Below are 24,487 nucleotides of genomic sequence, written 5' to 3' on the forward strand. Positions count from 1 at the left end.
TGCCATGGTCCGGCCGCCCCGCCATGATGCGCCGTCGATGCGGCTCGTGGGCGCGGTCGGCGTCACGGTCGTCGCGGTGGCGGGTGCGGAGCTGTGGCTCGGCCTGCGCCATACGGTGGGCCCGCCGTCGATGGTGGTGTTCGGGGTCGCGACGGCCGTGGTCTTCGCCGGATGCGGCGTCGGCGCGTGGGCGGTCCGGCCGCGTAGCCGGTCAGGGCTGTGGATGCTCGCGCTCGCCGGCGTCATGCTGGTCGACCTGCCGAACCAGATGATGCTGCCGACGGACCTGCCCGGTCGCGGCCTGATCACCCTGGTGGGGGTGCCGGCGCACTGGTTCGTGTTCGCGGTCGGGGCCCAGCTGTTCCTGTCCTATCCCAGCGGCCGGCTCACCGCGGGGCCGGAGCGCGTCGTGGTCCGGGCCGCTTTCGCCCTCGCCGCGGTCGCCGGGCCGCTGCTGCTGGTGACCAAGACGCCGGTCCCGTTCATCTGCGACGGGTGGTGCGGGCCGAGCCCGGTACAGCTCGTCGACGACGTCGATCTGTACCTGGGGCTGCGGACCGCCGTCATCGTCGGGTGGCTGGTGCTCGCGGGCTGCGTCCTCGTGTTGCTGGTGCGCCGGATCGGGCGGGCCGGTCGGCGGCAACGCCGCATCATCACCCTGTTCGTGGCCGGCGGCGTGGTGTGCGTCGCGTCGCTGGCGGCGGCGCACACGTTGCTGGTCACGTTCTACTGGGTGGACGAGCCGCCCCGGGACTTCACGGTGTACGACATCGTGCTCGGCACGGGGGCGCAGGCCGGCGCCGCCATCGGTGTGCCGATCGCGTTCCTGTTCGGTCTGCTCCGGCAGCGGCTCGCGTTCGCCTCGATCGGCAGCCTCGTCGGCCGCCTGCAGCAGGCGGGTCCGGAGACGCTCAGCGTCATGCTCGGACAGATCCTGCGGGATCCGACGCTGCGGGTGGTCTACCCGACTCCCGGTGGCCCGGTCGACGTCACCGGCCGGAGCGTGCCGGCAGACCTCGACCCCGGCCGCGTCCGTACCCCGGTCGGTGACCCGCCGACCGCGTTCCTCGAGCACGACGTCGACGTCCGCGCCGACGCGGAGCTGCTGGCCGCGGCGACCGCGGCGGCCCGCCTCGCGCTGGACAACGCACGCCTGCAGGCCGAGGTACGGGCACAGCTGGCCGAGGTGCGCGCCTCCCGCCTGCGTATCGCCGCGGCGGCCGACGCCGAACGGCAACGGCTCGAACGGGACCTGCACGACGGCGCCCAGCAGCGCTTGCTCGGTGTCGGTCTGGCGCTCGGGGTGCTCCGGGCAGAGCTCGGGGACGCGCACCACGGCCTCGTCGACGAGATGGAGCGCGAGCTGCGCGGAGCCATCGGCGACCTGCGCGACGTCGCCCAGGGCATCCGCCCCGCGGTGCTCACCGACCAGGGGCTGGAGCCGGCGTTGGCGATCCTGGCCCGGGCCGCCGCGGTGCCCGTCCACCTCGATGTCCGCCTTTCCGGGCGGCTCGACCCCGTGGTCGAGGCCACGGCGTACTACGTCGTCAGCGAGGCGCTGCAGAACGTCGTCAAGCACGCGCGGGCCGCGTCCGCGAGCGTCACAGCGGTACACATCGACGGCCGGCTAAGGGTCGATGTCGCCGACGACGGGCGCGGCGGCGCGGCACCCGGCTCCGGCACCGGTCTGCGCGGGCTCGCCGACCGCGTCGACGCGGTCGGCGGGTCGCTGCGCATCGAGTCGCCGCGCGGCGCGGGAACGGCGCTACGGATGGACCTGCCGTGCGCGTGATCGTGGTCGACGACTCGGTGATCGTCCGGGAGGGTTTGCGGCGGCTGCTGGAGGTCGAGGGCCACGAGGTGGCCGCCGCGCTCAGCCGCCCCGATCCGGTGGCCGGGCTCGTCGGCGACCCGACGGTCGACGCGGTGGTGCTCGACATCCGCCTGCCACCGTCGTTCACCGACGAGGGTATCCGGGTCGCGGCGGATCTGCGGGCGCGTCGCGGGGATCTCGCGATCCTGGTGCTGTCGCAGTACGCGGTGCCCGAGTACGCGACCCGGCTGCTGGCCGCCGGCGCCGCGTACACCGGCTACCTGCTCAAGGACCGGGTGCTGGAACCGTTGCAGCTGAGCCAGACCCTCCATCGTCTCGGCGCCGGTGGAACGGTCGTCGACCCCGACGTGGTGGGGGAGCTGCTCGCGGCCCGGCACCGCAAGGAGCCGCTGGACTCCCTGACCGCCCGGGAACGTGAGGTGCTTCAACTGATGGCGGAGGGCCTGTCGGACCGGGGCATCGCCGAGCGGATGTACGTGTCGTTGAACACCGTCGGCACGCACGTCCGTCACATCTTCCGGAAGCTGGAACTGTCCGACGGCACCGAGAGCAACCGTCGGGTCCTCGCGGTCCTCGCCGCGCTGCAGAGCCGGACCTGACAACTCACGGTTTTCCGTGAGGCCGAACCACGGTCTTCCGCGACGCGCGACCACCGACGTGACGGGCATCGTCGTCCCATCGCACGGCGTAGCCGTCGAACCGTCGAACCGTCGAACGGTCGAACCGTCGGACAGGGAGGACCCCGGAATGCGCATCCGCGCCATCGCCACGGCACTCGTCAGCCTGGTGGCCGTCGCCATCAGCCCTTCGCCCGCCCGGGCGGGTGCCCCACATCCGTTGGTGTGGGGCGTCAACCAGCCCGCGTCCGGGTCCATCATCAAGATCTGGAACGGCCACGCACCCCACCGCTGCCTCGACGCCGACACCGGCACGATGGGAGCCGACGGGACAAGGGTCCAGCTGTGGGACTGCAACGGAGAGCCGCAGCAACGCTGGCTGGTCTTCTCCTACCCGGTCACCGGCGCCATCGGTCTGGTCAGCATGCACCCGCCGCACCGGGTCCTCGACGTCGACGTGCACTCCAACGGCGCCAACAGCGGGTACGTGCACCTGTGGACGTACAACGGCGCGCTTCAGCAGCAGTGGAACCGCTCCGGGGCGGCCCGCCATCCCGACAGTCTGCAGACTTCGCTCGCGCCGAACCGCTGCCTCGACGCGGACGTCCACACGATGTACCGCCTGGGCACGATCGTGCACATGTGGGACTGCAACGGACAGCCGCAGCAGCGATGGTTCTGGGCGAACGTCTGAACGGCGGGGCACGGATCCATGGATGACCACCGCCGGCGCCTGGCCGAACACCAGGAGCGCCTCAACCGGTACGACGAGCAGCGGAAACAGCAGCAGCGCGCCGCAGAGCAGAACGAACGGATGCGCCGCTACTACGACAACGGGGGACAGGGCCTTCGGGGATGGGCAGCGGTTGTCGCGGTCCTGCTGTGGCTGGTCGCCATGGTGGTCCTGTTTTGGTGACCGGTCAGGGTCCACCCCGGTGAACACGCCGGCCCCGTCCGCGAAGGGCGGGGCCGGTCGTCAGAAGTAGTCGTGCAGGGTCGGCGCGGGGCCGGCGGTCGCGGCGGAGAGCACCTCGTCGGTGCCGGCGTCCCCGCCGGTGAGGAAACCGCTGCGGCGTAGCTGGTGCGGCGTGGCGGCGCCGGCGTACCACGCGGCCAGGCCGCGCGGTGTCAGCCGGACGGTGCCCACGCCGCCCGGCTCCAGCCGACCGGTCCCGCCGGAGAGGACCAGCCGGTGCCGGCCCTGGTGCCACGGGCAGACGTCGTCGGTCAGCTCCAGGTCGACCTCGCCGGTCAGGTGCCGCGGCCAGCCCCGGGCGGCGACCGCGCCGGCCGCGTCGACGACGCGCAGCATCCACGGTTGGGTCGACTCGGGCGTGGCGTCGGCCCGTCCCAGCAGCGACCAGACCGGGTCGGCGGTACCCAGCCGGATCACGACCGTCGGCGCGACGCTCGCCCAGCCGCCGACCATGGCCAGCAACGTGCGCGTCGCACCGGGCGTCAGCCCGATCAGCTCGTCGACGAGGAGCCTGCCGCCCGCGTCGTAGCCGGGGCCGCGGTTCCACGCCGCGTACCCGACGACGGTGCCGGTGTCGTCGACGGCGACGGTGAAGCCGTCGTAGTCGGCCAGCAACTGCGCGGCCGTGATGTCGAACGTGGGCCCGGTCCGTTCCATCATGCCGGTGCCCGCCCGGGCCACCTCGCGGTAGACGTCTTCGACGGCGGGGATGTCGGCCTCGGTCGCCGGTCGCAGCGTCGTCGTGGCATCGGGGCGGATCTCGGCCAGCACCCGGGTCCGCACCGTGTGGTCGACCAGCGCGCCGACCTCCTCCCAGCCCAGTGCCCGGTACGGCCCCGGAGTGGTGTCGAACAGGGTGCTGATCACCGCGCCGCGGTCGCGGGCACCGCGCAGCAGCTCGGTCAGCACGAGCCGGCCCAGACCCCGCCCGCGCACCTCGGCCGCGGTCGCCACGCCGGCGACCCCGCAGGTCGGCACGATGCGGCCGCCGAACCACTGGCCCTGCTCCCGGTCCACCGCCTTGGCGACCAGCCGCCCGGCCGGGTCGAAGACCCCGAGCGTGCGCCGGCCGGAGGAGTCGGAGGTCCAGCCCTCGGGCACGGGCCGCTCGTGGTACCCGAAGGCGAGGCTGCCGAGTTCCCACGCCAACCGTTGATCTCCCGGCTCGAGCGGGCGCACCTGGTACGTCACCCGGACATCCTGCCAGGTCGCCCCGCCGGCCCCGGCCGGTTGGCGGATCCGTGGTTGACAATGTGCCGGCCGGGAGGTTGGGTAATGTTTCTAACAAACTCCGGGAGGATCGGGTGCCGCTCGTCGCCGGGGTCGACTCCTCGACCCAGTCGTGCAAGGTCGTCGTTCGTGATGCCGACACCGGGACGCTGGTGCGTGAGGGCCGCGTGCCCCACCCCGCCGGCACCGCCGTGCCGCCGGCCGCCTGGGAGGCCGCGCTGTCCGAGGCGGTCGAGCGGGCCGGCGGCCTGGACGACGTGGCGGCGGCCTCGGTCGCCGGCCAGATGCAGGGCATGGTGTGCCTGGACGCGGACGGCACGGTGGTCCGCGACGCCGTGCTGTGGAACGACACCCGATCGGCCGGCGCCGCCCGCGACCTCATCTCGGAGCTCGGCGGCGGAGACGCCGGACGGCGGGCCTGGGCCGACGCCGTCGGTCTGGTACCCGTGGCCAGCTTCACCGTCACCAAGCTGCGCTGGCTGGCCTCGGCGGAGCCGGACAACGCCGCGCGCACGGAGGCGGTCTGCCTGCCGCACGACTGGCTGACCTGGCGGCTGGCCGGCGCGCCCGGCCTGGCCTCGCTGCGCACGGACCGCAGCGAGGCCAGCGGCACCGGCTACTGGTCGGCCGCCGCCGGAGACTACCGGCGCGACCTGGTCGGGCTGGCGTTGGGACGCGACGATGTGCTGCTGCCGGAGGTGCTCGGGCCGACCGGTCGGGCCGGACAGCTGCGCAACGGCGCACCGCTGGGCCCCGGTGGCGGCGACTGCGCCGCGGCGGCCCTGGGAGCCGGCGCCGGGCCGGGCGACGTGGTCGTGTCGATCGGGACCTCGGGCATCGTGACCACCGTGGCCGACGCGCCGGCGGTCGACCCGACCGGGACCGTGGCCGGATACGCCGACATGACCGGCCGGTTCCTGCCGTTGGTGTGCACGCTCAACGCCGCCCGGGTGCTGGACGCCGCCGCGACCATGCTGCGGGTGGACCACGCGGAGCTGTCCGTGCTCGCGTTGTCCGGCCCGCCCGGTGCCGACGGGCTGGTCCTGGTGCCCTACCTGGAGGGCGAGCGCACACCGGACCGTCCACACGCGACCGGATCCGTGCACGGACTGACGCTGCGCACCTCGACCCCGGCCCACGTCGCCCGGGCGGCCGTCGAGGGCATGCTGTGCGCGCTCGCCGACGGGCTGGACGCGATGACCGCGCGGGGTACGACGGTCAACCGGATCATCCTGGTCGGCGGGGGAGCCCGTTCGGAAGCGGTGCGCCGGATCGCGCCCACGGTCTTCGGCCGCCCCGTGCTGGTCCCGCCGTTGGGTGAGCACGTCGCCGACGGCGCCGCCCGGCAGGCGGCGTGGGTGCTGTCCGGCGGGCCGCAGCCACCCGCCTGGACCGCTGGACAGGTCGAGACGCACGAGGCCGACGCCGTCCCCGCGATCCGCGAACGGTACGCCGCCGCCCGGAACCACATCCTCGAACCGTGAGACCGGCCTACGCGACGAACCAGACGGGGTTGCTCATCGCCACCATGGCCCGCCCCGGCCGGCAGCGGCGCACCTCCACGCGCGCGAACCGGTCCGCCGACGCGTCTCCCCGCCACACGAGCCGACACCGGCCACGGTGGTCGACGAGCGTGCGGGCCACGACTCCACGGGCCGTGTGCAGCCGCAGCACCGTCCACGGCGCGCCGCGCACGGTGGCCGTCACCTCGATGTCCCCCCGGGTGTGCAACGTCCCGCCGATCGCGGCGCCGCGGCCGCGCGACCGCGCCACCAGCGAGAGGCTGATGCCGGGGGAGGTGGCCAGGTACGACCGGCCCGCGCGGACGCCGTCGAGAACGGCCCGTGCGGACAGCCCGGTGGCGTGAACGACGGTGTGGGGCGAGCCGACGGCGTCGACGAGCGTGTGACAGTCGCTGTTCCCCACGGCCACGAGCCGCCGACCCTGACGCAGCAACCGGTCCCACATCCACAGCGACGCCCGGTCGTCCAGGCTCCACCGACCGTTCCACACCTCGACGGCGTCGACGTCGTCGTACCCGAACTCCCAGGCCGCTCCGGGCACCGGCACCTTCGGATGCGCCGCCACCACCACGCCGCCGGCCGCGCGCAGCCGTGCGGCGACGGCGGGGAAGACCGCGTCGACGGGACGGTAGCGCCAGTCCATCCACTGCCCGTCCGGCAGGCCCACCGCGAGCCAGTGCCCGTGCCGGGTGGTCACCTCCGTCCCGGGGATGACCAGTAGCCCGGCCAGGTCCAGACCACCCAGGTGGCGGTTCGCCGAGACCGTGTTGTGGTCGGTGGACGCGATGAAGTCGAGACCGGCGTCGCGCGCGTCACCGATCAGTTCCCGCACGGTCCGGTGGCCGTCGGAGTGGACGGTGTGCACGTGCATGTCGCCGCGGTACCAGCCGGGTCCCCGCCCCGCGACGGCCGTCGGGAGGGGGCCGGTCGCCGCTTGCGGCGCCGGATCGTCACCGCGTTCCACGCGGACCCGGACCTTCCACGGCATGCCGGCCGGGTTCATGACGACCGGTCCGAGCGCGACGGCCCAGGTGCCCGGCGGCACCGGCCCGGGAACGTAGCCGGGCGTCGCGTCACCGGCCGACACCGTGAACCGCAGGCGCGCGCCGCCGGACCACCCGCGCAGGTCGGCGTCGGGACCGAAGAGGCCGAGGTCGAGCACGTTCCGGGCCACCCACGGAACGGCGGTGAACCGCTGGTGCGCGGCCGCCACCGTGATCCGCCGCGTTCCCGCCGGCACCTCGAACGGCAGGTACACCCACTGGTCGATGCCGAACGGTGAGCGGCCGGTGAACGTGGTGATCCCGGCGCCGTCGGCAGCCGTGTGCCGGACGACGTGGGTCAGCTGCCCGGCATCGGCCGGACGGCCGCCGATCCGCCGCATCCCCCACCTGATGACGGCGGCCGGCCCCGGCGGTGGAGCGAACCCGTCGTTGGCGGACACCCTGGAACCTCCCCGGATCTCCCGGCCTTCCCCGGCCGCGTCCCACTATGACGCGGCCGTCCGCACGATGACCCGGGACCAAGGTCCCTGGTGCCCCGGCACCGCGGGATGACGATGGAGCCGAGGACCCCGGGAGGAGTGCCATGGTCACCACCACACCGACCCGCCCGTCCGCGGCGACCCGCCGGGTCGGATACGCCGCCGCCGCGGTCGTCGACGCGGTCGTCATCTATCTGGTCAATGTGAGTCCCGGCTGGGAGGAACTGTCCTTCCTGACCGACGAGACCCGTCAGGTGCTGGGACTGGTCAACGTGTCCCTGATCGCCGGTGCGGTGGCCAGCCTCGTGCTGATGTTCACCGACCCGGCCTGGTTGCGTGCCGCGACGGGACTGGTCACCACCGCCCTCGGCATCGCCACGCTCGCGCGGTTGTGGCGGGTGTTCCCGTTCGACTTCGGCGACGCCACGACCGACTGGGAGCTGTGGACGCGCGTCGCTCTCGTCATCGGTCTGGCCGGCGGTGCGATCGGCCTGATCGCCCACGCCGTGTCACTGGTCCGCTCGATCGTGGCCGCCTGCCGAGTCGACCTGCGATCACAAGGAGGCAGCCATGCGGGTGCTCATCGGGTTTGACGGTTCGCCAGCGGCGAGCGTCGCGCTCCAGGCCGGTGCGGTTCTGTTCCCGCACGCCCACGCGTGGATCGCCCACCTGTGGACGCCACCGTTCGCCAGTTCCGCCCTGCGCGGACGGTTGTGGACCGGTACGAGCGAGATCGACGAGTTCGTGGCGGCGGTCGAGCGGGAGGGCCGGCGCGAGGCCGAGCGCATCGCGGCGACCGGAGTCACCCTGGCGACGGCCGCCGGGTGGGACGCCGAACCGCTGGTGGTCCGCTGCTACAGCGGTGAAGGGCTGCAACTGGCCGAGCTGGCCGGCAAGATGGACGCCGACCTCGTGCTGGTCGGTTCGCGCGGGCTCGGCGGGGCGCCGGCGGTGCTGGGCAGCGTGTCCGACATGGTCGTGCACTACGCGTCCCGACCCGTGCTCGTCGTCCCGCATCCGCTGCTGGCCGCCGAGGAGGACGCCCTCGTGGCCGGTCCGGTGCTCGTCGCGACCGACGGCTCGGCCGGTGCCCGCGCGGCACACGCCGCCGCGCGGCGGCTGTTCCCGGCACGGGACCTGCTGCCGGTCACCGTCGACGGCGACCGGCAGGGGGACGACGACGGCGACCCGACCCCGCTGCGGATCTCCGCCGGGCACGGCGTGCACGGCCGGGCCGTTGCCGCGGCGCTGGCCGCATGTGCCCGGAACCGGGATGCGGCGGTGCTCGTGGTCGGCTCCCGGGGCCGTTCGGCGGTCGCGGAGATTCTGCTCGGCAGCGTCGCGATGGCCACCCTGCACCACGCGTACCGACCCGTCCTGGTCGTCCCGCACGCCGCGGGACGACAGACGGTCGGACACGGGACCGACACACCACGGAGGTAGTCATGGGAAGGCACAGCGTGATCTCGATCCGTCGCCCGGGTTCCGGGCCGGTGGTCGCGGCCGACCAGCTCCGATCCGCGATCGACGACTTCCGCGAGGCTCAGTACTGCCGGCGCAGGGCCGAGGAGTGCCAGCGGCAGTGGGAGGCCGGACGGGAGTCGGAGATCGACCACGTCAAGGAACTGGCCCACACCGGCGACCGCCGGTTCCGGGGCCGCAACGACCGCGAGCTGACGACGATCGGAACGATCCGGTGGGCACAGTCGACGCAGGCCCAACGGCTGCGCCGGCGGGAGGAGCGGTACACCAGGCGGGCGATGCTCGACCTGGCGTTCGCGCGGTTCCTGACGCACCTGCAGGAGCTCTCCGGTGAGGGCGTTCCGCCCGTCACCGGCCGGACGGAGGCCGACGACGCGAGGTGAACCCGGTTGGCGCGGCCGCGTGATCCGCTGGATCACGCGGCCGTTCCGGCCCCGGTGCACTCATCAGGAACCGGCTCCTGCCGTCCGGGGTGTTCGTCTACTCGTAGGCGATGGCGTTCAGGACGTCGAGACGGGCCGCGCGGATGGCCGGCAGCACGGCCGCGACGAGGCCGATCACCGCGCCCAGCACCAGGTACGTCGCCATCTGCGACCAGGGCAGTGCGATGGTGGTGATTCCTTCGTCGCGCAGGCCCAGCACCACCGCGACACCCAGTCCGACGCCGACCACGAGACCCAGCACCGCGCCGAAGACGGAGATCAGCACGCTCTCCGCACCGACCATCTCCATCATCTGGCCACGACCCAGCCCGATCGCGCGCAGCAGCCCGAACTCGCGGGTGCGTTCGATCACCGACAGGGCGAGGGTGTTCACGATTCCCAGGACCGCGATGACGATCGACAACGCCATGAGGATCTGGACCATCGCGAGCACGGTGTCCAGCACACGGGTCTGCTGACGGACGAAGCCGCTGCGGTCGGCGACACTGACCTCGGGGCTGTCGGCCAGCAGGTCTGCGACGTGTGCCTTCACCGTCGCGACCGACGCTCCCGGCGCGACATCGACGAACCCCATGCTGGGGTCGGCGGCCCGGAAGTTGGCCGCCTCCGCCGCGCTGGTCATCCACCCGGACCCGGCTGCGGTCTGCTCGTAGATCCCCTTGACCGTGAAGGTCCTGGCCGCACCCTTGGTCAACTGGACCGGGACGGTGTCGCCGACGTGCAGACCCTTGCCGGCGGCGGTCTTCTCGTCGATGACGAACTCGCCGGCGCCGAGCCCGTCGAGCGAGCCCGCCGTGACGGTCATGCCGAACATGGAGTGCATCGTCGTGCTGTCGGTGACGGCGACGACCAGGGTCTGCTCGCCGTCGACGAGGGCGACGTCGGCGTAGGTGCCCAGGACGGCGTCGACGCCCGGCAGCGCGCGGGCGCGGTCGAGAACCGCGGTGTCGAAGTTCGGGCGCAGCCCGTTGACCGGGTCGCCGGCGATGATGAGCTCGGCGCTGATCCGGTCGTCCATGACGTGCTCGACGCTCCGGGTCACCGAGGTGAGGATCACGTTGATGCCGGTGATCAGGGCGATGCCGATCATCAGCGCGGCCGCGGTGATCGCGGTGCGACGCGGGTTGCGGGTGGAGTTGCGCTCGCCCAGCCGTCCCGGCGTCCACCGCCGGAACACGGCGCCGAGGGCGGCGACCACGGGGCGGGCCAGCGCCGGGGTCAGCGCCGTGATCCCGACCAGTGTGACCAGCAGCCCGACCAGGAGGGCGATCAGCGAGTTGCCCTCACCGGCCCGGTCGGTCAGCCCCGCCAGCATGGTCGCGGCGCCGACAACGGTCACCGCGCCGCCGACCGCCGCGATCCGCGAGAGCCTGACGCCGGGGGCCGCGGACTCCTGCATCGCGGCGACGGGCGCCACCCGGGCGGCGCGCAGAGCAGGAAGCAGCGCCGCCACCACCGTGACGCCGATGCCGACGCCGAGACCACCGACCACCGCGGACAGCGGCACGGCGAGCGGTGCGAGCGTCACCCCGCCGCCGAGATAGGTGGCGTACAGCCAGGCGAGCAGGCGCCCGGTTCCGATGCCGAGCAGGAGCCCGACGACCGAGGCGACCACCCCGACCAGCAGGGCCTCGAACTCGACCGAGGCGAGGAGCTGGCCGCGGCTCGCACCCATCGCCCGCATCAGGGCCAGTTCCCGGACGCGCTGGGCCACGACGATGGAGAACGTGTTGACGATGAGGAACACGCCGACGAACAGGGCCACGAAGGCGAAACCCAGCAGGATGTAGTTGAAGAACCGCAGTCCTTCGTCGAGTTGCCGGCCGGCCTCGGCGGTCAGCTCCGCGCCGGTCTGTACGCGGTACGCGCCGCCGAGTTCGGCCGTCACACGGTCGCGTAACTGTGCCTCGGTCACCCCGGCCGCCGCCCGCAGGTCGACCGAGGTGAAGACGTTCTCCTCGCCGAGCAGCAGCCTCTGCGCGGCCGGCGTGGTGAAGGCGACCATGGTCTCCCCGGCCAGGGAGTTCCGGTCGCCGGCGTATCCGAACACCCCCACGATCGTGAAGCCGCGCCGGGGCTCGAGCGTGACCACGTCGATGCGGTCGCCGACGGTGGACCCGGTTGCGTCGGCCAGCTCGCCGTTGATGACGACCTCGTCGTCGGTGAGTGGGCCGCGCCCGGTCCGCAGCGCGACGAAGTCGTCCTCGCCGGTCCAGTTGACGCCGAAGCGCGGCGCGCCGAAGGAGGTCAGCACCTTGCCGTCGGGGCCCACCACGCGGGCACCGTCCACGGACGAGACGCTGCCGGTGACCCTGGCGACGCCGGGGACGGCGCGGAGCCGGTCGACCAGGTCGGCCGGCAGGGTCGTGGGCGCGGAGCTGTATCCGAGGTCGACCTTCGGACGGGCCGTGACGCTGACGTCGATGGAGTCGTACGCGGTGCTGAACATGTCGGTGTAGGTGCGGCTCAGGGTGCTGGTCAGTACGAGGGCGCCCGACACCGCCAGCACGCCGAGAGCGACCGCCAGCCCCGACAGCAGCAGCCGCAGCTTGTGGGAGAGCAGGCTCTTGACCGTCGCGCGCAGCATCAGCCCGCTCCTGTCGCCAGTTCCGGTTCCAGATGCCTCAGCTGTTCGAAGATCCGTTCGGCGGTCGGTTCGAACAGTTCCCGCACGATCCGGCCGTCGAGGAGGAACACGACCCGGTCGGCGTACGCGGCGGCGTTGGGGTCGTGGGTGACCATGACGATCGTCTGTCCGTACCGACGGACCGACTCGCGCAGGAAGCCCAGGATCTCGGTTCCGGACCGGGAGTCGAGGTTGCCGGTCGGCTCGTCGGCGAAGATGACGTCGGGCCTGGTGATCAGCGCCCGGGCGCAGGCGACCCGCTGCTGCTGACCGCCGGACAGTTCGGCCGGCCGGTGCTTGAGCCGCGGGGCGAGGTCGACCGCGTTGACGACCGTGCGGACCCAGGCGGCATCCGGCTTCCGTCCGGCGATCGCCAACGGCAGCAGGATGTTCTCCTCCGCCGTCAGCGTCGGCAGCAGGTTGAACTGCTGGAAGACGAAGCCGATCTGCCGTCGCCGGAGCCGGGTGAGCCCGGCGTCGGACAGCCCCGTCAACCGGGTCCCGCCGACCCACACCTCACCGCGGGTCACCGAGTCGAGACCGGCCAGGCAGTGCATCAGCGTCGACTTGCCCGACCCCGACGGTCCCATGATCGCGGTGAACCGGTGGCTGGCGATGTCGACGTCGACGTCGCGCAGTGCCACCACCTCCGCCGCGCCCGTCCCGTACACCTTCCATACGCCGACCGCGCGGGCGGCCGGCGCGGCGTCGGTCCCGACACTGTCCACTGTGGAGTCCACGGGACACCTCCGTCCGCGTCGTACGGCATCGGCCCGCGAACGGACCGGTGCTCTCGCCGACCACCGTGACGCGGCCGCCGGCGCGGGCGGAGGGCCATTGGTCCCGCCCGGCGGGGGCCGGTCAGCCGCCACCGGCGACGTGGCTCATCGGGCGGCCCGGTCGACGAGCTCGTGCGCCAGCGCGAGACCGGTCGCGGCCGGGCCGCCCGGCCCGAGGTGCACGGCGTTGGTGTAGGCACCGTCGATGAGGACCGCCAGCTGGCCGGCCAGCGCCGCGGCGGCGGCCGGGTTTGCCGGGACGAGTCGTTCGGCGAGTCGGTGGAGACGGTCGTGCAGCGCGGTCCGGTAGTCGCGGGCGGCGCTGCGGGCCGGGTGGTCCGGGTCGGCGTACTCGATGCTGGCGTTGTTGAACGCGCAGCCGCGGAAGCCGGGACGGTGGCCTTGCCCAGGCCGGTCTCGCGGACCAGCTCGTCCATGCCGACCTCGTGCACGCCGCCGGCGTAGAACAGCCGGGCGGCGACGTCGAGGACGATCGCCGCCTCCCTCGGTCCCCACGTGTCTGCACTGCCGGTGGGCCTCGACCTCACCGACCCCGCCGGCGTCGGGGCCGCCGCAGACGCCCTGGCCGCCACGCCGGACCGCCTGGACGTCCTGGTCAACAACGCGGCGGCGTTCGTCGACTGGACCGAGACCGCCACCAACGCCGACCTCGACGCCGCCCGTCGCGTCATGGAGACCAACCTGTTCGGCACCTGGCGCCTGACGCAGGCCCTGCTCCCGCTGCTGCGCCGAAGCCCCGCACCGCGGGTGGTCAACGTCAGCAGCGGCGGCGGCTCGCACGGCGACAAGAGCTTCGGGCTGACCGCGCGCGGCGGCATGGCCGCCAGCTACGGCATCAGCAAGGCCGCCCTCAACGCCCTGACCGCCACGCTCGCCACCGAGCTGGCCGACACCACCATCCTGGTCAACGCCGTCTGCCCGGGGCTCACGGCGACCTGGCCGGGTGCCGAGTCGATGGGCGCCCGTCCCGTCGCCGACAGCGCGGAGCGCGAGCGGCGGGACCTTCGACCCTGCCCGGGCGCACGGCCGGCGCGCATGGTGCGACCATGACGAACACCTCCACGGGCGTCCCGGGCTCCGGCGAGACGACCCTGCGCTTCCTGGGTGCGGCCGGAACGGTGACCGGTAGCAGGTTCCTCGTCACGGCTCCGTCGGGAGCGCGGATCCTGGTGGACTGCGGGATGTACCAGGGCCGGCGGGAGCTGCGCCGCCGCAACTGGGAGCCCTTCCCGGTGCCGGTGGGCACTCTCGACGCCGTCGTGTTGAGCCACGCCCACCTTGACCACTGCGGTTGGCTGCCCCGGTTGGTCCGGTCGGGCTACAGCCGTCCGGTGCTGTGTTCACCGGGGACGGCGCGGGTGGCGCCGATCGTCCTGCGGGACGCGGCCCACCTGCAGGAGGAGGACGCCGACCACGCCGGCCGCATGGGATCGAGCCGCCACCGTCCGCCGCTGCCGCTGTTCGACTCCTCCGACGCCGAGAAGGCGATCGCGTTGCTGACGCCGGTGCCGATCGGCGAGCCGTGGACGTTCGGTCGGGACGTGTCGGTGGTTCTGCGCAACGCCGGTCACATTCTCGGATCGTCCACTGTGGAGCTTCGGGCCGGCCGCCGCGGCGTGGTGTTCAGCGGGGACCTCGGCCGGCAGGACCATCCGTTGCTGGTTCCGCCCGACCCGCCGCCGGCCTGCGACGCGGTGGTCGTGGAGTCGACCTACGGCGACACCACCCATCCACCGCGCACCCCGCACCGGTTGGCGGAGCGGGTGGTGCGCGCACTGGACCGCGGTGGGGTGGTGCTGATCCCGGCCTTCGCCGTCGACCGGACGCCCGTGCTGTTGATGGAGCTGCGGTCGCTGATGCGCAGCGGCGCGGTGCCGTCGGTGCCGGTATACGTCGACAGCCCGATGGCGTTGGCCGCGCTGGACGTGTACCGGACGGCGGTGCGCACCCGCGATCCGCAGGTGCGGCCGGAGATCGCCGCCGACCCGGGCGACCCGTTCGATCCGGGGACGCTGCACGTGGTGCCCGGGCCGCAGGAGTCGGCCACGCTCGACCGTGACCTCGGTCCGGCCATCGTGATCTCGGCGTCGGGGATGGCGACCGGTGGCCGCGTGCTGCACCACCTCGTCCACATGGCGCCCGACCCGCGCAACCTGATCCTGCTCCCGGGGTTCCAGGTGGCGGGGACCCGCGGACGTGAGCTGCTCGACGGGGCGACCGCGCTCAAGATCTTCGGACGGTACGTCCGCGTGCGGGCCGAGGTGGCGGGCCTGGACGACCTGTCGGCACACGCCGACTCCGACGGTCTGGTGCGATGGCTGCGATCGGCTCCGGCCCGCCCGTCGGCGTGCTTCGTCGTCCACGGCGAACCCGCGGCGTCGGCCGCCCTGGCCGCGCGCATCGATGGCGATCTCGGCTGGTGCGCGGTCGTACCCCGGCTCGGGGAACAGGTGCTCGTCTGAGGCGGGACCTTCGCCCCTGACCACCGGCCGGGCGCGGCCGGACGCTCGGGAGAGACAGCCGACAAGGAGGCACTGTGATGAAAGGCCACCGCTTGCGCCATCTCGACGCGGGGAAGAAGGCCCGCCTGTACCGGATCCTGTTCCAGCACGGGCTGTGCAACGGCACGGCGCTGTTCCTGCCCTACGACCAGGGGCTGGAGCACGGTCCGCGGGACTTCTTCGCCAACCCGGCGTCCGGGAACCCGCGCTACATCATCGATCTGGCCGTCGAGGGAGCGTTCAACGGCATCGCGATCCAGATCGGTCTCGCGGAGAAGTTCTACTGGGACTATGCCGGCGAGGTGCCCTTGGTGCTCAAGCTGAACGGCAAGACCGAGATCCCATCCGACGACGCCGCCCTGTCGCCACTGCACGCGAGTGTCGAGGACGCCGTGCGGCTCGGCGCCGACGCCGTCGGCTACACGATGTACGTCGGCACGCCGGCGCAGGAGCAGGACTTCGCGCAGTACCGGACGGTGCGTGAGGACGCCCAGCGGCTCGGGATGCCGCTGATCGTGTGGGCCTACCCGCGCGGGTCGGCCATCGAGGCCAAGGGCGGCAAGAGCTCCTTCTACGCGGTCGACTACGCCGCGCGCACCGCGAGCGAGCTCGGCGCCGACGTGGTGAAGGTGAACTTCCCGAAGCCCGACCGGCGCACCGGGGTCAGGGCCGAGTACGACGCCGAGTTCTCCAGCCAGCAGGCCGTCGAGGCCGTGGTCCGGTCAGCCAACCGCACGCTCGTACTGATCTCGGGCGGCGAGAAGGCCGGGGACGAGGCGATGGTGGAGAAGGCGCGACAGTCGATGGAGGCCGGCGCGACGGGTCTCATCTTCGGCCGCAACGTCTGGCAGCGCCCGCACGACGAGTCGCTGCGCTTCGTGTCGCGGCTACGCGAGGTCCTCGCGAAGTACCCGCGGTAGCTGACCACGACGGCGGGTGCGGACGGTTCGCCCGCACCCGCTCACGGCTGAGCAGGCAGCCTGAAGTCGTGTCAATGCGGCGACCCACCGCACCGACATGGCAGCCGAACCCGGAAGATCAGCTTCTCTGGAAGAAGGTGAAGCGCCATTTCACTCTTCTTCCTGAGAAGCTGATCACTGAGGCGTTTCCACGCTCCGGAACCGGCATGTCGGGCGTCGACGGTGTCGGGCCCCGGCGCCCGGAAGCAGATCGGTCGCGCTGCTGCACGCGAGCCAACGACTCACGACACTAGGTGCGGGATCGGCGACGGCTGCGTGGTCGGACCTTCAGCGCACCCAGAAGGTCGATCGCGGCGCACACGGCCAGTGCCACGCCCCAGTCGTTCCACGGACCGAACAGCTCGACGTCCGGCGTGCGGAACAGCAGCCACACGACCAGCCAGATGAAAGTCATGGTCCACCCCCTGGGCCTGACGGGACACCCGCCGGCGGATCGCGGACGGCACGCGATCATCTTGACGATGACGGGTCTAGCGGCGTCCTTGCCGTTCGGGTCCTTCCGGGGCCGCCGGTTTCCGTCGGCGGGTGTCGACTGAACCATCTCTCGTCATGGCCGTGGGTGATACGTCGCTTGGTCCCGGCGGGTCGGGACCAAGGTCCCGGTCGGTCGACCGTCAGCGGGCGACGAGGACGGGGCAGTGGGCGTAGTGGACCAGCTTCTGGCCAACGGATCCGAGCAGCAGCCCGGTGAACCCGCCCCGGCCGCGGGTGCCGACGACGACGAGGTGGGCGGTGCTGGACAGCGCGGTCAGCACGCTGGCCGCGTCGCCCGGTGTCGCGACCGTCTCGACCGAGACCTCCGGGTACTTGTCCCGCCACGGCTCCAGCCAGCCGTGCAGTTCCGCGTCCGCGTCCGCGCGCGATCGGGCGTCGGCCGCGCCGGTGAAGGCGTGGACGGCGGTGAGGAAGCACCCGCGTGCCGCGGCCGCTTCGAAGGCGGTTCCGACAGCGAGGTCCGCGCCGGCAGAGCCGTCGGTTCCGACCACCACCGGCGCGGTGTCGCGGTCGGTGCGCCCCCGCACCACGGCTACCGGTCCGCTCGCGTGCGTCGCCAGTTGCAGGCCGGTCGACCCGAGCAGCACGCTGCCGAAGCCGCCGTGTCCCCGGGAGCCGACCACGGTCAGCGCTCCCGCGTTCTCCATCAGCAGCGGTACGGGGTGGCAGCACACCGCGGTACCGGAGACCGGCGTGCCCGGTGCCGCCGCCCGCGCCTCGTCGAGGGCGTCGTCGACGACGCTCTGCGCACGGGCGCGGGCCACGCTGTCGAGATCGGCGCGGGCGGCGATCTCACCGACGAGCCACGGCGGGCGGTAGGCGTGCAGGACCCGCAGCCGCGACCCGCGCCGGGCCGCCTCGGCGGCCGCCCACCGGAGCGCCCGCCGGCTCGGGGCCGAGCCGTCGACGCCGACCACCACGTCGGTCCTGTTCATGGCGCTCTCCCTCCGCTGGCGGCGGTCACGGTCGAGCGTGCTACCGACCGCGACCGCTGCGACAGGGCCGGGCCGCAGGACCCGGGCGGGACCTTCGACCCGGGTCGCCACGGGAATAGATACTCCCCGGGGTATGTTTCCCCGATCGAGGATCCACGGACGATCGGAGAAGCGACATGGCGACGACGGCGCTGACGAAGGAGACGTTCGAACCGACGGTGGCCGCCGGTGGAATCGTGCTGGTCGACTTCTGGGCCGGTTGGTGCGGCCCGTGCCGGCGTTTCGCGCCGGTCTACGAGCAGGCCAGCGAGCGGCATCCGGACATCGTCTTCGGCAAGGTCGACACGGAGGCGGAGCAGGACCTGGCGGCGGCGGCCGGCATCTACTCGATCCCGACGTTGATGGCGATCCGGGACGGAGTGGTGGTGTTCTCCCAACCGGGTGCCCTGCCCGCGGCGGCCCTGGAGCAGGTGATCACCGGCGTGCGCGGTCTCGACATGGACGGTGTCCGGTCGAGACTGGCTGCCCAGCGGTCGTGAGGGCGTTCGTACCGCGCCCGCGGGTCGAGTGGCCCTGTCGGCAGCGGTGACACGGCGGCGACGGTGAACACATGTCCGCGAGTGTGCTGATCGTCGAGGACGACCGGGAACTGCGTGAGCTGGTCCGCCGGTACCTCGAGCGGGCCGGGCACGCGGTGCGGACCTCCGGCACGGGCGCGGAAGCCCTGGGAATGCTCGCCAACGGCGGCATCGACCTCATGATCCTCGACCTCGGCCTGCCCGACGTCGACGGCATGGAGCTGCTCGACGCGGCGCACGGCCCGGGTTCCGACGTCCCGGTCGTGGTGCTGACCGCACGTAGCGCGGTGCAGGACCGCATCGACGGTCTGCGTCACGGCGCCGACGACTACGTCACCAAGCCGTTCAGCCCGACCGAGCTGGTGCTGCGGGTCCAGGCGGTCCTGCACCGTACCCGCGGAGGCGCAACGGCGTCCGGCGCCCCGGCGTTCGGTCGTGGACGCCTGCGGATCGACGAGGCGCGGCACGAGGCCGCGCTCGACGGAGCGGTCCTCGACCTGACCCCGACCGAGTGGGGGCTGCTGCTCGCGCTCGCGTCGGTGCCCGGTCGGGTGTTCTCCCGGTACGAGCTGGTGAACCGGATCCGTGGATACGAGTTCTCCGGATACGAGCGCACCGTCGACTCGCACGTGAAGAACCTGCGCCGCAAGCTCGGCCCGGACGGCGGCGACATCGTCGCCACGGTGCTCGGTGCCGGTTACCGGTTGGGGTGGTCGCGTGACACGTGACGGGTCTGGTCTGGCGGGACCGTTGGGTCGGCGGCTGCTCGCGGCGTTCGTGCTGGTCGCCCTCTCGTCGGTGGTGGTGCTCACGGTCGCGGCACTGGTCGGGACCGACCGCGGGTTGGCCGGCGCCCAGCGCGCGGAGCGGCAGCACGTGGCGGAGCGGGTCGCGGCCGAGGCCGGCCGCGCCTACACCGGCGTGGGTGGGTGGGCCGGAGCGGACCTCGACGCGGCGCAGGCGATCGCCGACGCCGCGGGGGCACGCCTGGTGGTCCTCGACGCGAGTGGCGCGATGGTCTGGCCCGGACACGGTCGGGGACACGGGATGGACGGCATGTACGCCAACGGCGGCGTGGAGGTCGCGGTCGTGGCCGGCGGCGGACGCGTCGGCTCCGTCCGGCTCACGTTTCCGGCCGCCGTCGCGGCGGGACGCCCGGTCGCCTGGTCGTGGGTCCTCGGCGCGGCCGCCGTCGCGCTGGCTGTCGCGCTCGCCGTGAGCGGGTTTGTCGTCCGGCGGCTCACGAGGCCGTTGACGGCCCTCGCGGACGCGGCCCGGCGGTTCGCCGCCGGGGACCGGTCGGCCCGTGCCCGCGCCGAGGCGCCGGGTGAGGTCGGCGACGTCGCGCGGGCGTTCGACACCATGGCCGACGAGGTGGTGCGGGCCGAGGCCGTCCGGCGCCGGCTGGCCGCCGACGTCGCGCACGAGCTGCGGACGCCGTTGGCCGGCCTGCAGGCGGGGCTGGAGGAACTGCGTGACGGGCTGCGCGAGCCCGACGTGGAGCGGCTGACCGCCCTGCACGACCAGTCGCTGCGGCTCGGCCGCGTCGTGCAGGACCTCGCCGATCTGTCCGCCGCGGAGTCGGCGGCGCTGTCGCTGCGCCCGGTCCACGGCGACCTCGTCGACATCACCCGTCGGGCGCTCGCGGCGCAGCGTCCCCAGCTCGACGCGGCGGGACTGCGCGTCGAGACGGACCTGGCGCCGGTGGCGCCGGTGCTGGTCGACCCGGACCGGATCCACCAGGCGCTGGTCAACCTGTTCGCCAACGCCGTGCGTTACTGCCGCCCCGGAGACCACGTCGCCGTCCGCGTGCGCGCCGGGAACGGCGTCGCGGAGGTGCTGGTCACCGATACGGGTCCGGGTATCCCGGCCGACGAGCTGCCGCACGTCTTCGACCGGTTGTGGCGCGGCCGCGACGCCGCCGGGGTCGCCGGTAGCGGTATCGGCCTGGCCGTGGTGCGGGAACTGGTCACCGCGCACGGTGGCACGGTGACCGCGACGTCGCCGCCGGGCGGCGGCACGGCGATCGCGCTGCGGCTTCCGCACGGAACGCATACCCCCGGAGGTACAGTTGCGCCCACGATCAACGAGGAGATGCGCCGATGAAGGTCGACGAGAATGTCACCGGTGACGTGGTGAAGCGGCTGCGCCGGGCCGAGGGGCAGATCCGTGGTGTCATCGCCATGCTGGAGGACGGGCGCGACTGCGCCGACGTGGTCACCCAGCTCGCCGCGGTGTCCCGGGCCCTCGACCGGGCCGGCTTCAAAATCATCGCGAGCGGCCTGCAGCAGTGCCTGACCGCGGCCGAGGACGGCGAGGACCAGACGGCCAACCTCGAGCGGATGGAGAAGCTGTTCCTGTCCCTCGCGTGACGGGCTGACCCGGGACCTTCGGCCCTACGTCGGCACCGACCTCCTCCATACCCTAGGGGGTATAGAGGAGGTCGTCGTCATGAAACGACTACTGGTGCTCGGAGCCGGCACGGCCGGCACGATGGTGGCCAACCGGCTGCGCCGCCGCCTCCCTCGCGACGAGTGGCGGATCACCGCCGTCGACGAGAGCGACAAGCATTTCTACCAGCCGGGGTACCTGTTCATCCCGTTCGGCACCTACGCTCCCGACGACGTGGTGAGGCCACGGAGGCGGTCGCTGCGTGCCGGGGTCGACCTCGTCCGCGGGACCGTCGACCGCGTCGACACCGAGACCGACACGGTGGTCCTCACCGACGGACGCGCGCTGCCGTACGACCAACTGGTCATCGCGACCGGCGTGACCCCACGCCCCGACCAGACGCCCGGCATGCTCGACGGCGGACAGTGGCGGAGGAGCATCTTCGACTTCTACACCCACGACGGAGCGGTCGCGCTCGCCGACGCCCTGAAGGCCTTCGACGGCGGAAGGCTGGTGGTGCACATCGTCGACATGCCGATCAAGTGTCCGGTCGCCCCGCTGGAGTTCGCGTTCCTGGCCGACGCGTACCTGCGCGAGCGCGGCATCCGCGACCGGGTCGAGCTCGTCTACGCCACGCCGCTGCCCGGCGCCTTCACCAAACCGATCGCCTCGCGGACCCTCGGGGCGATGCTCGACGACCGGAAGATCTCGCTGGAGGCCGACTTCCTGGTCGAGCGCGTCGACGACAGGACCCTGGTCTCCTACGACGAACGCGAGATCGGCTTCGACCTGCTGGTGACCGTGCCGCTGAACATGGGCGCGGACTTCGTCGCCCGGTCCGGGCTCGGCGACGAGCTGAACCTCGTCCCGGTCGACCGGTACACGCTGCTGGCCACCGGTCACCGCAACATCTTCGCCATCGGCGACGCCAACGACATCCCGGCGTCGAAGGCCGGGTCCGTCGCCCACTTCGCGGTCGACGTGTTCGTCGGCAACTTCCTGCGGCACATCGCCGGGCAGCCGATGACCGGACGCTTCGACGGGCACGCCAACTGCTTCGTGGAGTCCGGCGGCGGCAGGGCGCTGCTCATCGACTTCAACTACGACACCGAGCCGTTGCCGGGCAGGTATCCCGTTCCCCGGCTCGGCCCGTTCAGCCTGCTGGCGGAGACGGCGGTCAACCACTGGGGCAAGCTCGCGTTCCGCCCCGTGTACTGGCACGCCCTGCTGCCCGGGCGTCCCGTTCCGTTGCCGGCGCACATGTCCATGGCCGGCAAGCGCGTACCCACCGCAGAGGAGTGAGCCGCGATGCCCGTGACCACCATCGCCGACCGGACCGTCCACGTCGACGACGAAGGGTTCCTGACCGTCTACGACGAGTGGGACGAGGACCTGGGGCGGCGGCTCGCCGCACAGATCGGGGTCACCCTCACCGACGCGCACTGGAAGGCGATCCGGTTCCTGCGGGCCGACTTCCGGACCCGCGGCGAGACCGCGACGATCCGCCGCGTCTCGACGCTCGCCGGAATCCCGACGAAGGAGCTGTTCACCCTGTTCCCGAAGAAGCCGGCCAAGAAGATGGCCTACATCGCCGGCCTGCCCAAGCCGCATGGCTGCGTGTGAGGAGGCTCCCGACATGACCACCGACACGGCACCCACGATCGTGCCGAACTTCGACGACGACGCGACCACCGGCCGCAAGCTCGCGATCATCTGCTCCAAGGGCAACCTCGACATGGCCTACCCCGGCCTGATCCTGGCCAACGCCGCGCTCGGCGAGGGCGTCGAGACCCACCTGTTCTTCACGTTCTGGGGCTTCGACATGATCACGAAGTCGCGGATGGGACACCTGAAGTTCACCCCGCTCGGCAACACCGCGACGCACCTGCCGCAGGGTGTCGGCGGTCTGCCCGGGATGACCGCGGTCGCGACCCGCATGATGCGACGGCAGATCGCCGACATCGGGGTGCCCGAGGTGCCCGAGCTGCTGGAGCAGATCGTGGCGTCCGGCGGCCACCTGTGGGCCTGCCGGATGTCGGCCGACATGATGCACCTCGCCGAGGACGACCTGTACGAGGCGGTGGAGGGCATCATCAGCGCCGCGGACTTCATCGAGAAGACCGACGGCGCCCAGCTGCTGTTCATCTGATGGACGGCGACCTGCCACGCGTGGTCGTCGGCGTCTCGACGTCGATCGCCGGCCTCGCCGCGCTGCGGTTCGCCGTGGCCGAGGTCCGACGTCGGCAGGTGTGGCTGTACGCGGTCCGCGCGTGGTACCTGCATCCGTCGTGCCAGACCGCCGAGTACCGGGCATTGCGCACGAACCTGGCCGCCGAGGCGGCCGACACCATACGGGCGGCGTTCGACGCCGCGCTCGGTGGTGTTCCGGCAGATGTTCCGGTCGCCGTCGTCTCCGCCGGCGAACGCGCCGACCGGGCCCTGCTCCGGTTCGCCGAGAACCCGGAGGACCTGCTCGTCCTCGGCGGCCGGAGCGGCTTCCGGTGGACGAGCTGGGTCGTGCGTTCATGCCTACGCCGGGCGATCTGTCCCGTCACGGTCGTGCCGCCACCGGAGCTGGCCCGGGCGGTGGACCGGCCGTTCTCCGTCCGCACCCTCATCCGTGACATCGAGCGACAGGGCTGACCCCGCAACCGTGCCGTCGTCTCCGCCGGCGCGTGGCCGGCGTCGGGCGCGGGCCAGCATGAGCACGCTCGCGGCCACGCCGGTACAGCCGAGGACGGCCAGCCGCGGGTCCGACTCGGCGAGTCCGTACCAGCCCCAGCAGCCCAGTTCGCCGAGTATCAGCAGCCAGGTGCCGCGGGAGATGCCGGTGGGTCGGCGGGTGCGGTAGGCGGTCCAGACCGACGGCGTGACCTGGAGCACGAACGACACTGTGAGTGCGGTACCGAGGCCGGCCCGGCCACCCACCGCCCACGCGGCGGCCAGAAGGCCGGTCCAACCGGCGACCGTCGCGGCCGGCCGGAGCCGGAGCCTCTCCCGGCCGAGCATCCCGGCGAGGACACCCGCCAGCACGGTCGCCGAGATCGACGGCACCAATGCGGTCCGCATCGCCGAGAGCGCGAAGTACCCCGTCCATGCGGCGTTGCTGACGCTGGTCAGCGCGGCCCACAACCATGAGACGCCGGCGAGGTCACCGGTCCGCCACACGCCGCGGAGCTGCGGCAGGAACTGCGGTGCGGCGAACACCGCGGCGGCCACCGGCAGAACATCCGGGGGTACCGGGCGGTGGTCGACCCGGCGGCCGTCGGTCTCGGCTTCGAGGTCCTCGTCAACGTCACGATGGAGCGCGAGGACTCGGCGACCATCGGCGAGTTCGAGACGGCGCTGGCGGCGGTGCGGGAGGTGCGGCATGCGGAGCGGTTGTTCGGCGACCCGGACTACCTGCTGCGGGTGGTCACCGCCGACCTGGCCGGATACGCGGTGCTGCGGGACGAGAAGCTGGCGACGCTCCCCGGGGTACAGCGGATGACTTCGACCATCGTCATGAAGCGCATCGTCGAGGACCGCCCGCTTCCGGTCGGCCCCGTCCACGGCACGGTGCGCGCCCGCCCCCGTCGCCGGCAACCGTGAGC

At 72.7% G+C, this 24,487-nt stretch carries 28 protein-coding genes; 20 read left to right on the forward strand and 8 right to left on the reverse strand.

Annotated features, from left to right (window positions below):
- The first annotated feature begins 4 nt into the window (after positions 1-4).
- From Voc01_RS32485 to Voc01_RS32500, 4 genes are all read left to right on the forward strand, one after another.
- Positions 5-1,792, forward strand: a complete 1,788-nt coding sequence (locus tag Voc01_RS32485; protein WP_203931424.1) for a sensor histidine kinase — start codon at positions 5-7, stop codon at positions 1,790-1,792.
- Positions 1,783-2,433, forward strand: a complete 651-nt coding sequence (locus Voc01_RS32490) for a LuxR C-terminal-related transcriptional regulator (protein WP_203931425.1) — start codon at positions 1,783-1,785, stop codon at positions 2,431-2,433. The genes Voc01_RS32485 and Voc01_RS32490 overlap by 10 nt, the downstream gene beginning before the upstream one ends.
- 148 nt (positions 2,434-2,581) lie before the next feature.
- Positions 2,582-3,145 carry an RICIN domain-containing protein gene (locus tag Voc01_RS32495; protein ID WP_203931426.1) on the forward strand — a complete coding sequence of 188 codons (564 nt, stop codon included), beginning with the start codon at positions 2,582-2,584 and terminating at the stop codon, positions 3,143-3,145.
- 18 nt (positions 3,146-3,163) lie between these two features.
- The gene (locus Voc01_RS32500; protein ID WP_203931427.1) at positions 3,164-3,367 is read left to right on the forward strand and encodes a hypothetical protein; all 204 of its coding nucleotides are present in this window, start codon (positions 3,164-3,166) and stop codon (positions 3,365-3,367) included.
- A gap of 60 nt (positions 3,368-3,427) precedes the next feature.
- On the opposite strand, the gene Voc01_RS32505 is transcribed toward Voc01_RS32500, so the two are convergent.
- Positions 3,428-4,618: a GNAT family N-acetyltransferase gene (locus Voc01_RS32505; RefSeq protein ID WP_203931428.1), complete on the reverse strand. Its 1,191-nt coding sequence runs from the start codon at positions 4,616-4,618 to the stop codon at positions 3,428-3,430.
- A gap of 113 nt (positions 4,619-4,731) precedes the next feature.
- On the opposite strand from Voc01_RS32505, the gene Voc01_RS32510 reads away from it, so the two are divergent.
- Positions 4,732-6,141 carry a xylulokinase gene (locus Voc01_RS32510; RefSeq protein ID WP_203931429.1) on the forward strand — a complete coding sequence of 470 codons (1,410 nt, stop codon included), beginning with the start codon at positions 4,732-4,734 and terminating at the stop codon, positions 6,139-6,141.
- Positions 6,142-6,148: 7 nt separating this feature from the next.
- Here Voc01_RS32510 and Voc01_RS32515 read toward each other — a convergent pair whose 3' ends face one another.
- A complete protein-coding gene (locus Voc01_RS32515; RefSeq protein ID WP_203931430.1) occupies positions 6,149-7,624 on the reverse strand; it encodes a CehA/McbA family metallohydrolase in 1,476 nt (491 codons plus the stop codon).
- A gap of 143 nt (positions 7,625-7,767) precedes the next feature.
- Here Voc01_RS32515 and Voc01_RS32520 point away from each other — a divergent pair, with 143 nt between their 5' ends.
- Genes Voc01_RS32520 through Voc01_RS32530 form a run of 3 tightly spaced genes read left to right on the forward strand, consistent with a single transcriptional unit; the run spans position 7,768 to position 9,528 of the window.
- Positions 7,768-8,256 (forward strand): hypothetical protein, encoded by a 489-nt coding sequence (locus Voc01_RS32520; RefSeq protein WP_203931431.1) that lies wholly within the window; start codon positions 7,768-7,770, stop codon positions 8,254-8,256.
- Positions 8,234-9,106: a universal stress protein gene (locus Voc01_RS32525; RefSeq protein ID WP_203931432.1), complete on the forward strand. Its 873-nt coding sequence runs from the start codon at positions 8,234-8,236 to the stop codon at positions 9,104-9,106. Before Voc01_RS32520 ends, Voc01_RS32525 begins: the two co-directional genes overlap by 23 nt.
- A 2-nt stretch (positions 9,107-9,108) precedes the next feature.
- Positions 9,109-9,528 carry a hypothetical protein gene (locus Voc01_RS32530; protein ID WP_203931433.1) on the forward strand — a complete coding sequence of 140 codons (420 nt, stop codon included), beginning with the start codon at positions 9,109-9,111 and terminating at the stop codon, positions 9,526-9,528.
- Positions 9,529-9,625: 97 nt separating this feature from the next.
- On the opposite strand, the gene Voc01_RS32535 is transcribed toward Voc01_RS32530, so the two are convergent.
- From Voc01_RS32535 to Voc01_RS54765, 3 genes are read right to left on the reverse strand one after another with little or no spacing between them, the layout of a single operon-like run.
- A complete protein-coding gene (locus tag Voc01_RS32535) occupies positions 9,626-12,175 on the reverse strand; it encodes an ABC transporter permease (RefSeq protein ID WP_203931434.1) in 2,550 nt (849 codons plus the stop codon).
- Complete coding sequence (locus tag Voc01_RS32540) at positions 12,175-12,885, reverse strand: ABC transporter ATP-binding protein (RefSeq protein WP_373873900.1); 711 nt, start codon at positions 12,883-12,885, stop codon at positions 12,175-12,177. Before Voc01_RS32540 ends, Voc01_RS32535 begins: the two co-directional genes overlap by 1 nt.
- Positions 12,771-13,586 carry a TetR family transcriptional regulator gene (locus Voc01_RS54765; RefSeq protein WP_373873901.1) on the reverse strand — a complete coding sequence of 272 codons (816 nt, stop codon included), beginning with the start codon at positions 13,584-13,586 and terminating at the stop codon, positions 12,771-12,773. The genes Voc01_RS32540 and Voc01_RS54765 overlap by 115 nt, the downstream gene beginning before the upstream one ends.
- Here Voc01_RS54765 and Voc01_RS32550 point away from each other — a divergent pair.
- From Voc01_RS32550 to Voc01_RS32560, 3 genes are all read left to right on the forward strand, one after another.
- On the forward strand, positions 13,510-14,064 hold the full coding sequence (locus Voc01_RS32550; RefSeq protein ID WP_203931436.1) for an SDR family NAD(P)-dependent oxidoreductase: 555 nt from the start codon (positions 13,510-13,512) through the stop codon (positions 14,062-14,064). The two genes, Voc01_RS54765 and Voc01_RS32550, sit on opposite strands and share 77 nt — an antisense overlap.
- On the forward strand, positions 14,061-15,476 hold the full coding sequence (locus Voc01_RS32555) for an MBL fold metallo-hydrolase RNA specificity domain-containing protein (RefSeq protein WP_203931437.1): 1,416 nt from the start codon (positions 14,061-14,063) through the stop codon (positions 15,474-15,476). Before Voc01_RS32550 ends, Voc01_RS32555 begins: the two co-directional genes overlap by 4 nt.
- Before the next feature lie 77 nt (positions 15,477-15,553).
- Positions 15,554-16,435: a class I fructose-bisphosphate aldolase gene (locus Voc01_RS32560; RefSeq protein WP_203931438.1), complete on the forward strand. Its 882-nt coding sequence runs from the start codon at positions 15,554-15,556 to the stop codon at positions 16,433-16,435.
- Between the two features lie 289 nt (positions 16,436-16,724).
- Here Voc01_RS32560 and Voc01_RS32565 read toward each other — a convergent pair whose 3' ends face one another.
- Together Voc01_RS32565 and Voc01_RS32570 are read right to left on the reverse strand one after the other, a co-directional pair.
- Entirely contained in the window at positions 16,725-16,889 is a 165-nt protein-coding gene (locus Voc01_RS32565; RefSeq protein WP_203931439.1) for a hypothetical protein, read from the reverse strand.
- Between the two features lie 220 nt (positions 16,890-17,109).
- Positions 17,110-17,925, reverse strand: a complete 816-nt coding sequence (locus Voc01_RS32570; protein ID WP_203931440.1) for a universal stress protein — start codon at positions 17,923-17,925, stop codon at positions 17,110-17,112.
- Between the two features lie 176 nt (positions 17,926-18,101).
- On the opposite strand from Voc01_RS32570, the gene trxA reads away from it, so the two are divergent.
- The 8 genes from trxA (at position 18,102) to Voc01_RS32610 (ending at position 23,537) form a co-directional block, all read left to right on the forward strand.
- Entirely contained in the window at positions 18,102-18,464 is a 363-nt protein-coding gene (gene trxA / locus Voc01_RS32575) for a thioredoxin (protein WP_203931441.1), read from the forward strand.
- 71 nt (positions 18,465-18,535) lie between these two features.
- Positions 18,536-19,231, forward strand: coding sequence for a response regulator transcription factor (locus tag Voc01_RS32580; RefSeq protein ID WP_239160625.1), 696 nt, complete (start codon positions 18,536-18,538; stop codon positions 19,229-19,231).
- Positions 19,221-20,609 carry a HAMP domain-containing sensor histidine kinase gene (locus tag Voc01_RS32585; protein WP_203931442.1) on the forward strand — a complete coding sequence of 463 codons (1,389 nt, stop codon included), beginning with the start codon at positions 19,221-19,223 and terminating at the stop codon, positions 20,607-20,609. Before Voc01_RS32580 ends, Voc01_RS32585 begins: the two co-directional genes overlap by 11 nt.
- Positions 20,606-20,875, forward strand: a complete 270-nt coding sequence (locus Voc01_RS32590) for a metal-sensitive transcriptional regulator (protein WP_203931443.1) — start codon at positions 20,606-20,608, stop codon at positions 20,873-20,875. Before Voc01_RS32585 ends, Voc01_RS32590 begins: the two co-directional genes overlap by 4 nt.
- A 79-nt stretch (positions 20,876-20,954) precedes the next feature.
- Positions 20,955-22,196, forward strand: coding sequence for a type III sulfide quinone reductase, selenoprotein subtype (gene sqr / locus Voc01_RS32595; protein WP_203931444.1), 1,242 nt, complete (start codon positions 20,955-20,957; stop codon positions 22,194-22,196).
- 6 nt (positions 22,197-22,202) lie between these two features.
- A complete protein-coding gene (locus tag Voc01_RS32600) occupies positions 22,203-22,517 on the forward strand; it encodes a TusE/DsrC/DsvC family sulfur relay protein (protein WP_203931445.1) in 315 nt (104 codons plus the stop codon).
- Positions 22,518-22,530: 13 nt separating this feature from the next.
- Positions 22,531-23,043 (forward strand): DsrE/DsrF/DrsH-like family protein, encoded by a 513-nt coding sequence (locus Voc01_RS32605; RefSeq protein ID WP_203931446.1) that lies wholly within the window; start codon positions 22,531-22,533, stop codon positions 23,041-23,043.
- Entirely contained in the window at positions 23,043-23,537 is a 495-nt protein-coding gene (locus Voc01_RS32610) for a universal stress protein (protein WP_203931447.1), read from the forward strand. Before Voc01_RS32605 ends, Voc01_RS32610 begins: the two co-directional genes overlap by 1 nt.
- Here the strand turns inward: Voc01_RS32610 and Voc01_RS32615 are convergent.
- Positions 23,424-24,113, reverse strand: a complete 690-nt coding sequence (locus tag Voc01_RS32615; protein ID WP_203931448.1) for a hypothetical protein — start codon at positions 24,111-24,113, stop codon at positions 23,424-23,426. The genes Voc01_RS32610 and Voc01_RS32615 overlap by 114 nt on opposite strands.
- Positions 24,114-24,140: 27 nt before the next feature.
- Here Voc01_RS32615 and Voc01_RS32620 point away from each other — a divergent pair, with 27 nt between their 5' ends.
- Positions 24,141-24,485, forward strand: a complete 345-nt coding sequence (locus tag Voc01_RS32620) for an Lrp/AsnC family transcriptional regulator (protein ID WP_239160626.1) — start codon at positions 24,141-24,143, stop codon at positions 24,483-24,485.
- The last annotated feature ends 2 nt before the right edge of the window (positions 24,486-24,487 follow it).

The sequence above is a fragment of the Virgisporangium ochraceum genome, assembly GCF_016863655.1.
Lineage (GTDB): Bacteria > Actinomycetota > Actinomycetes > Mycobacteriales > Micromonosporaceae > Virgisporangium > Virgisporangium ochraceum.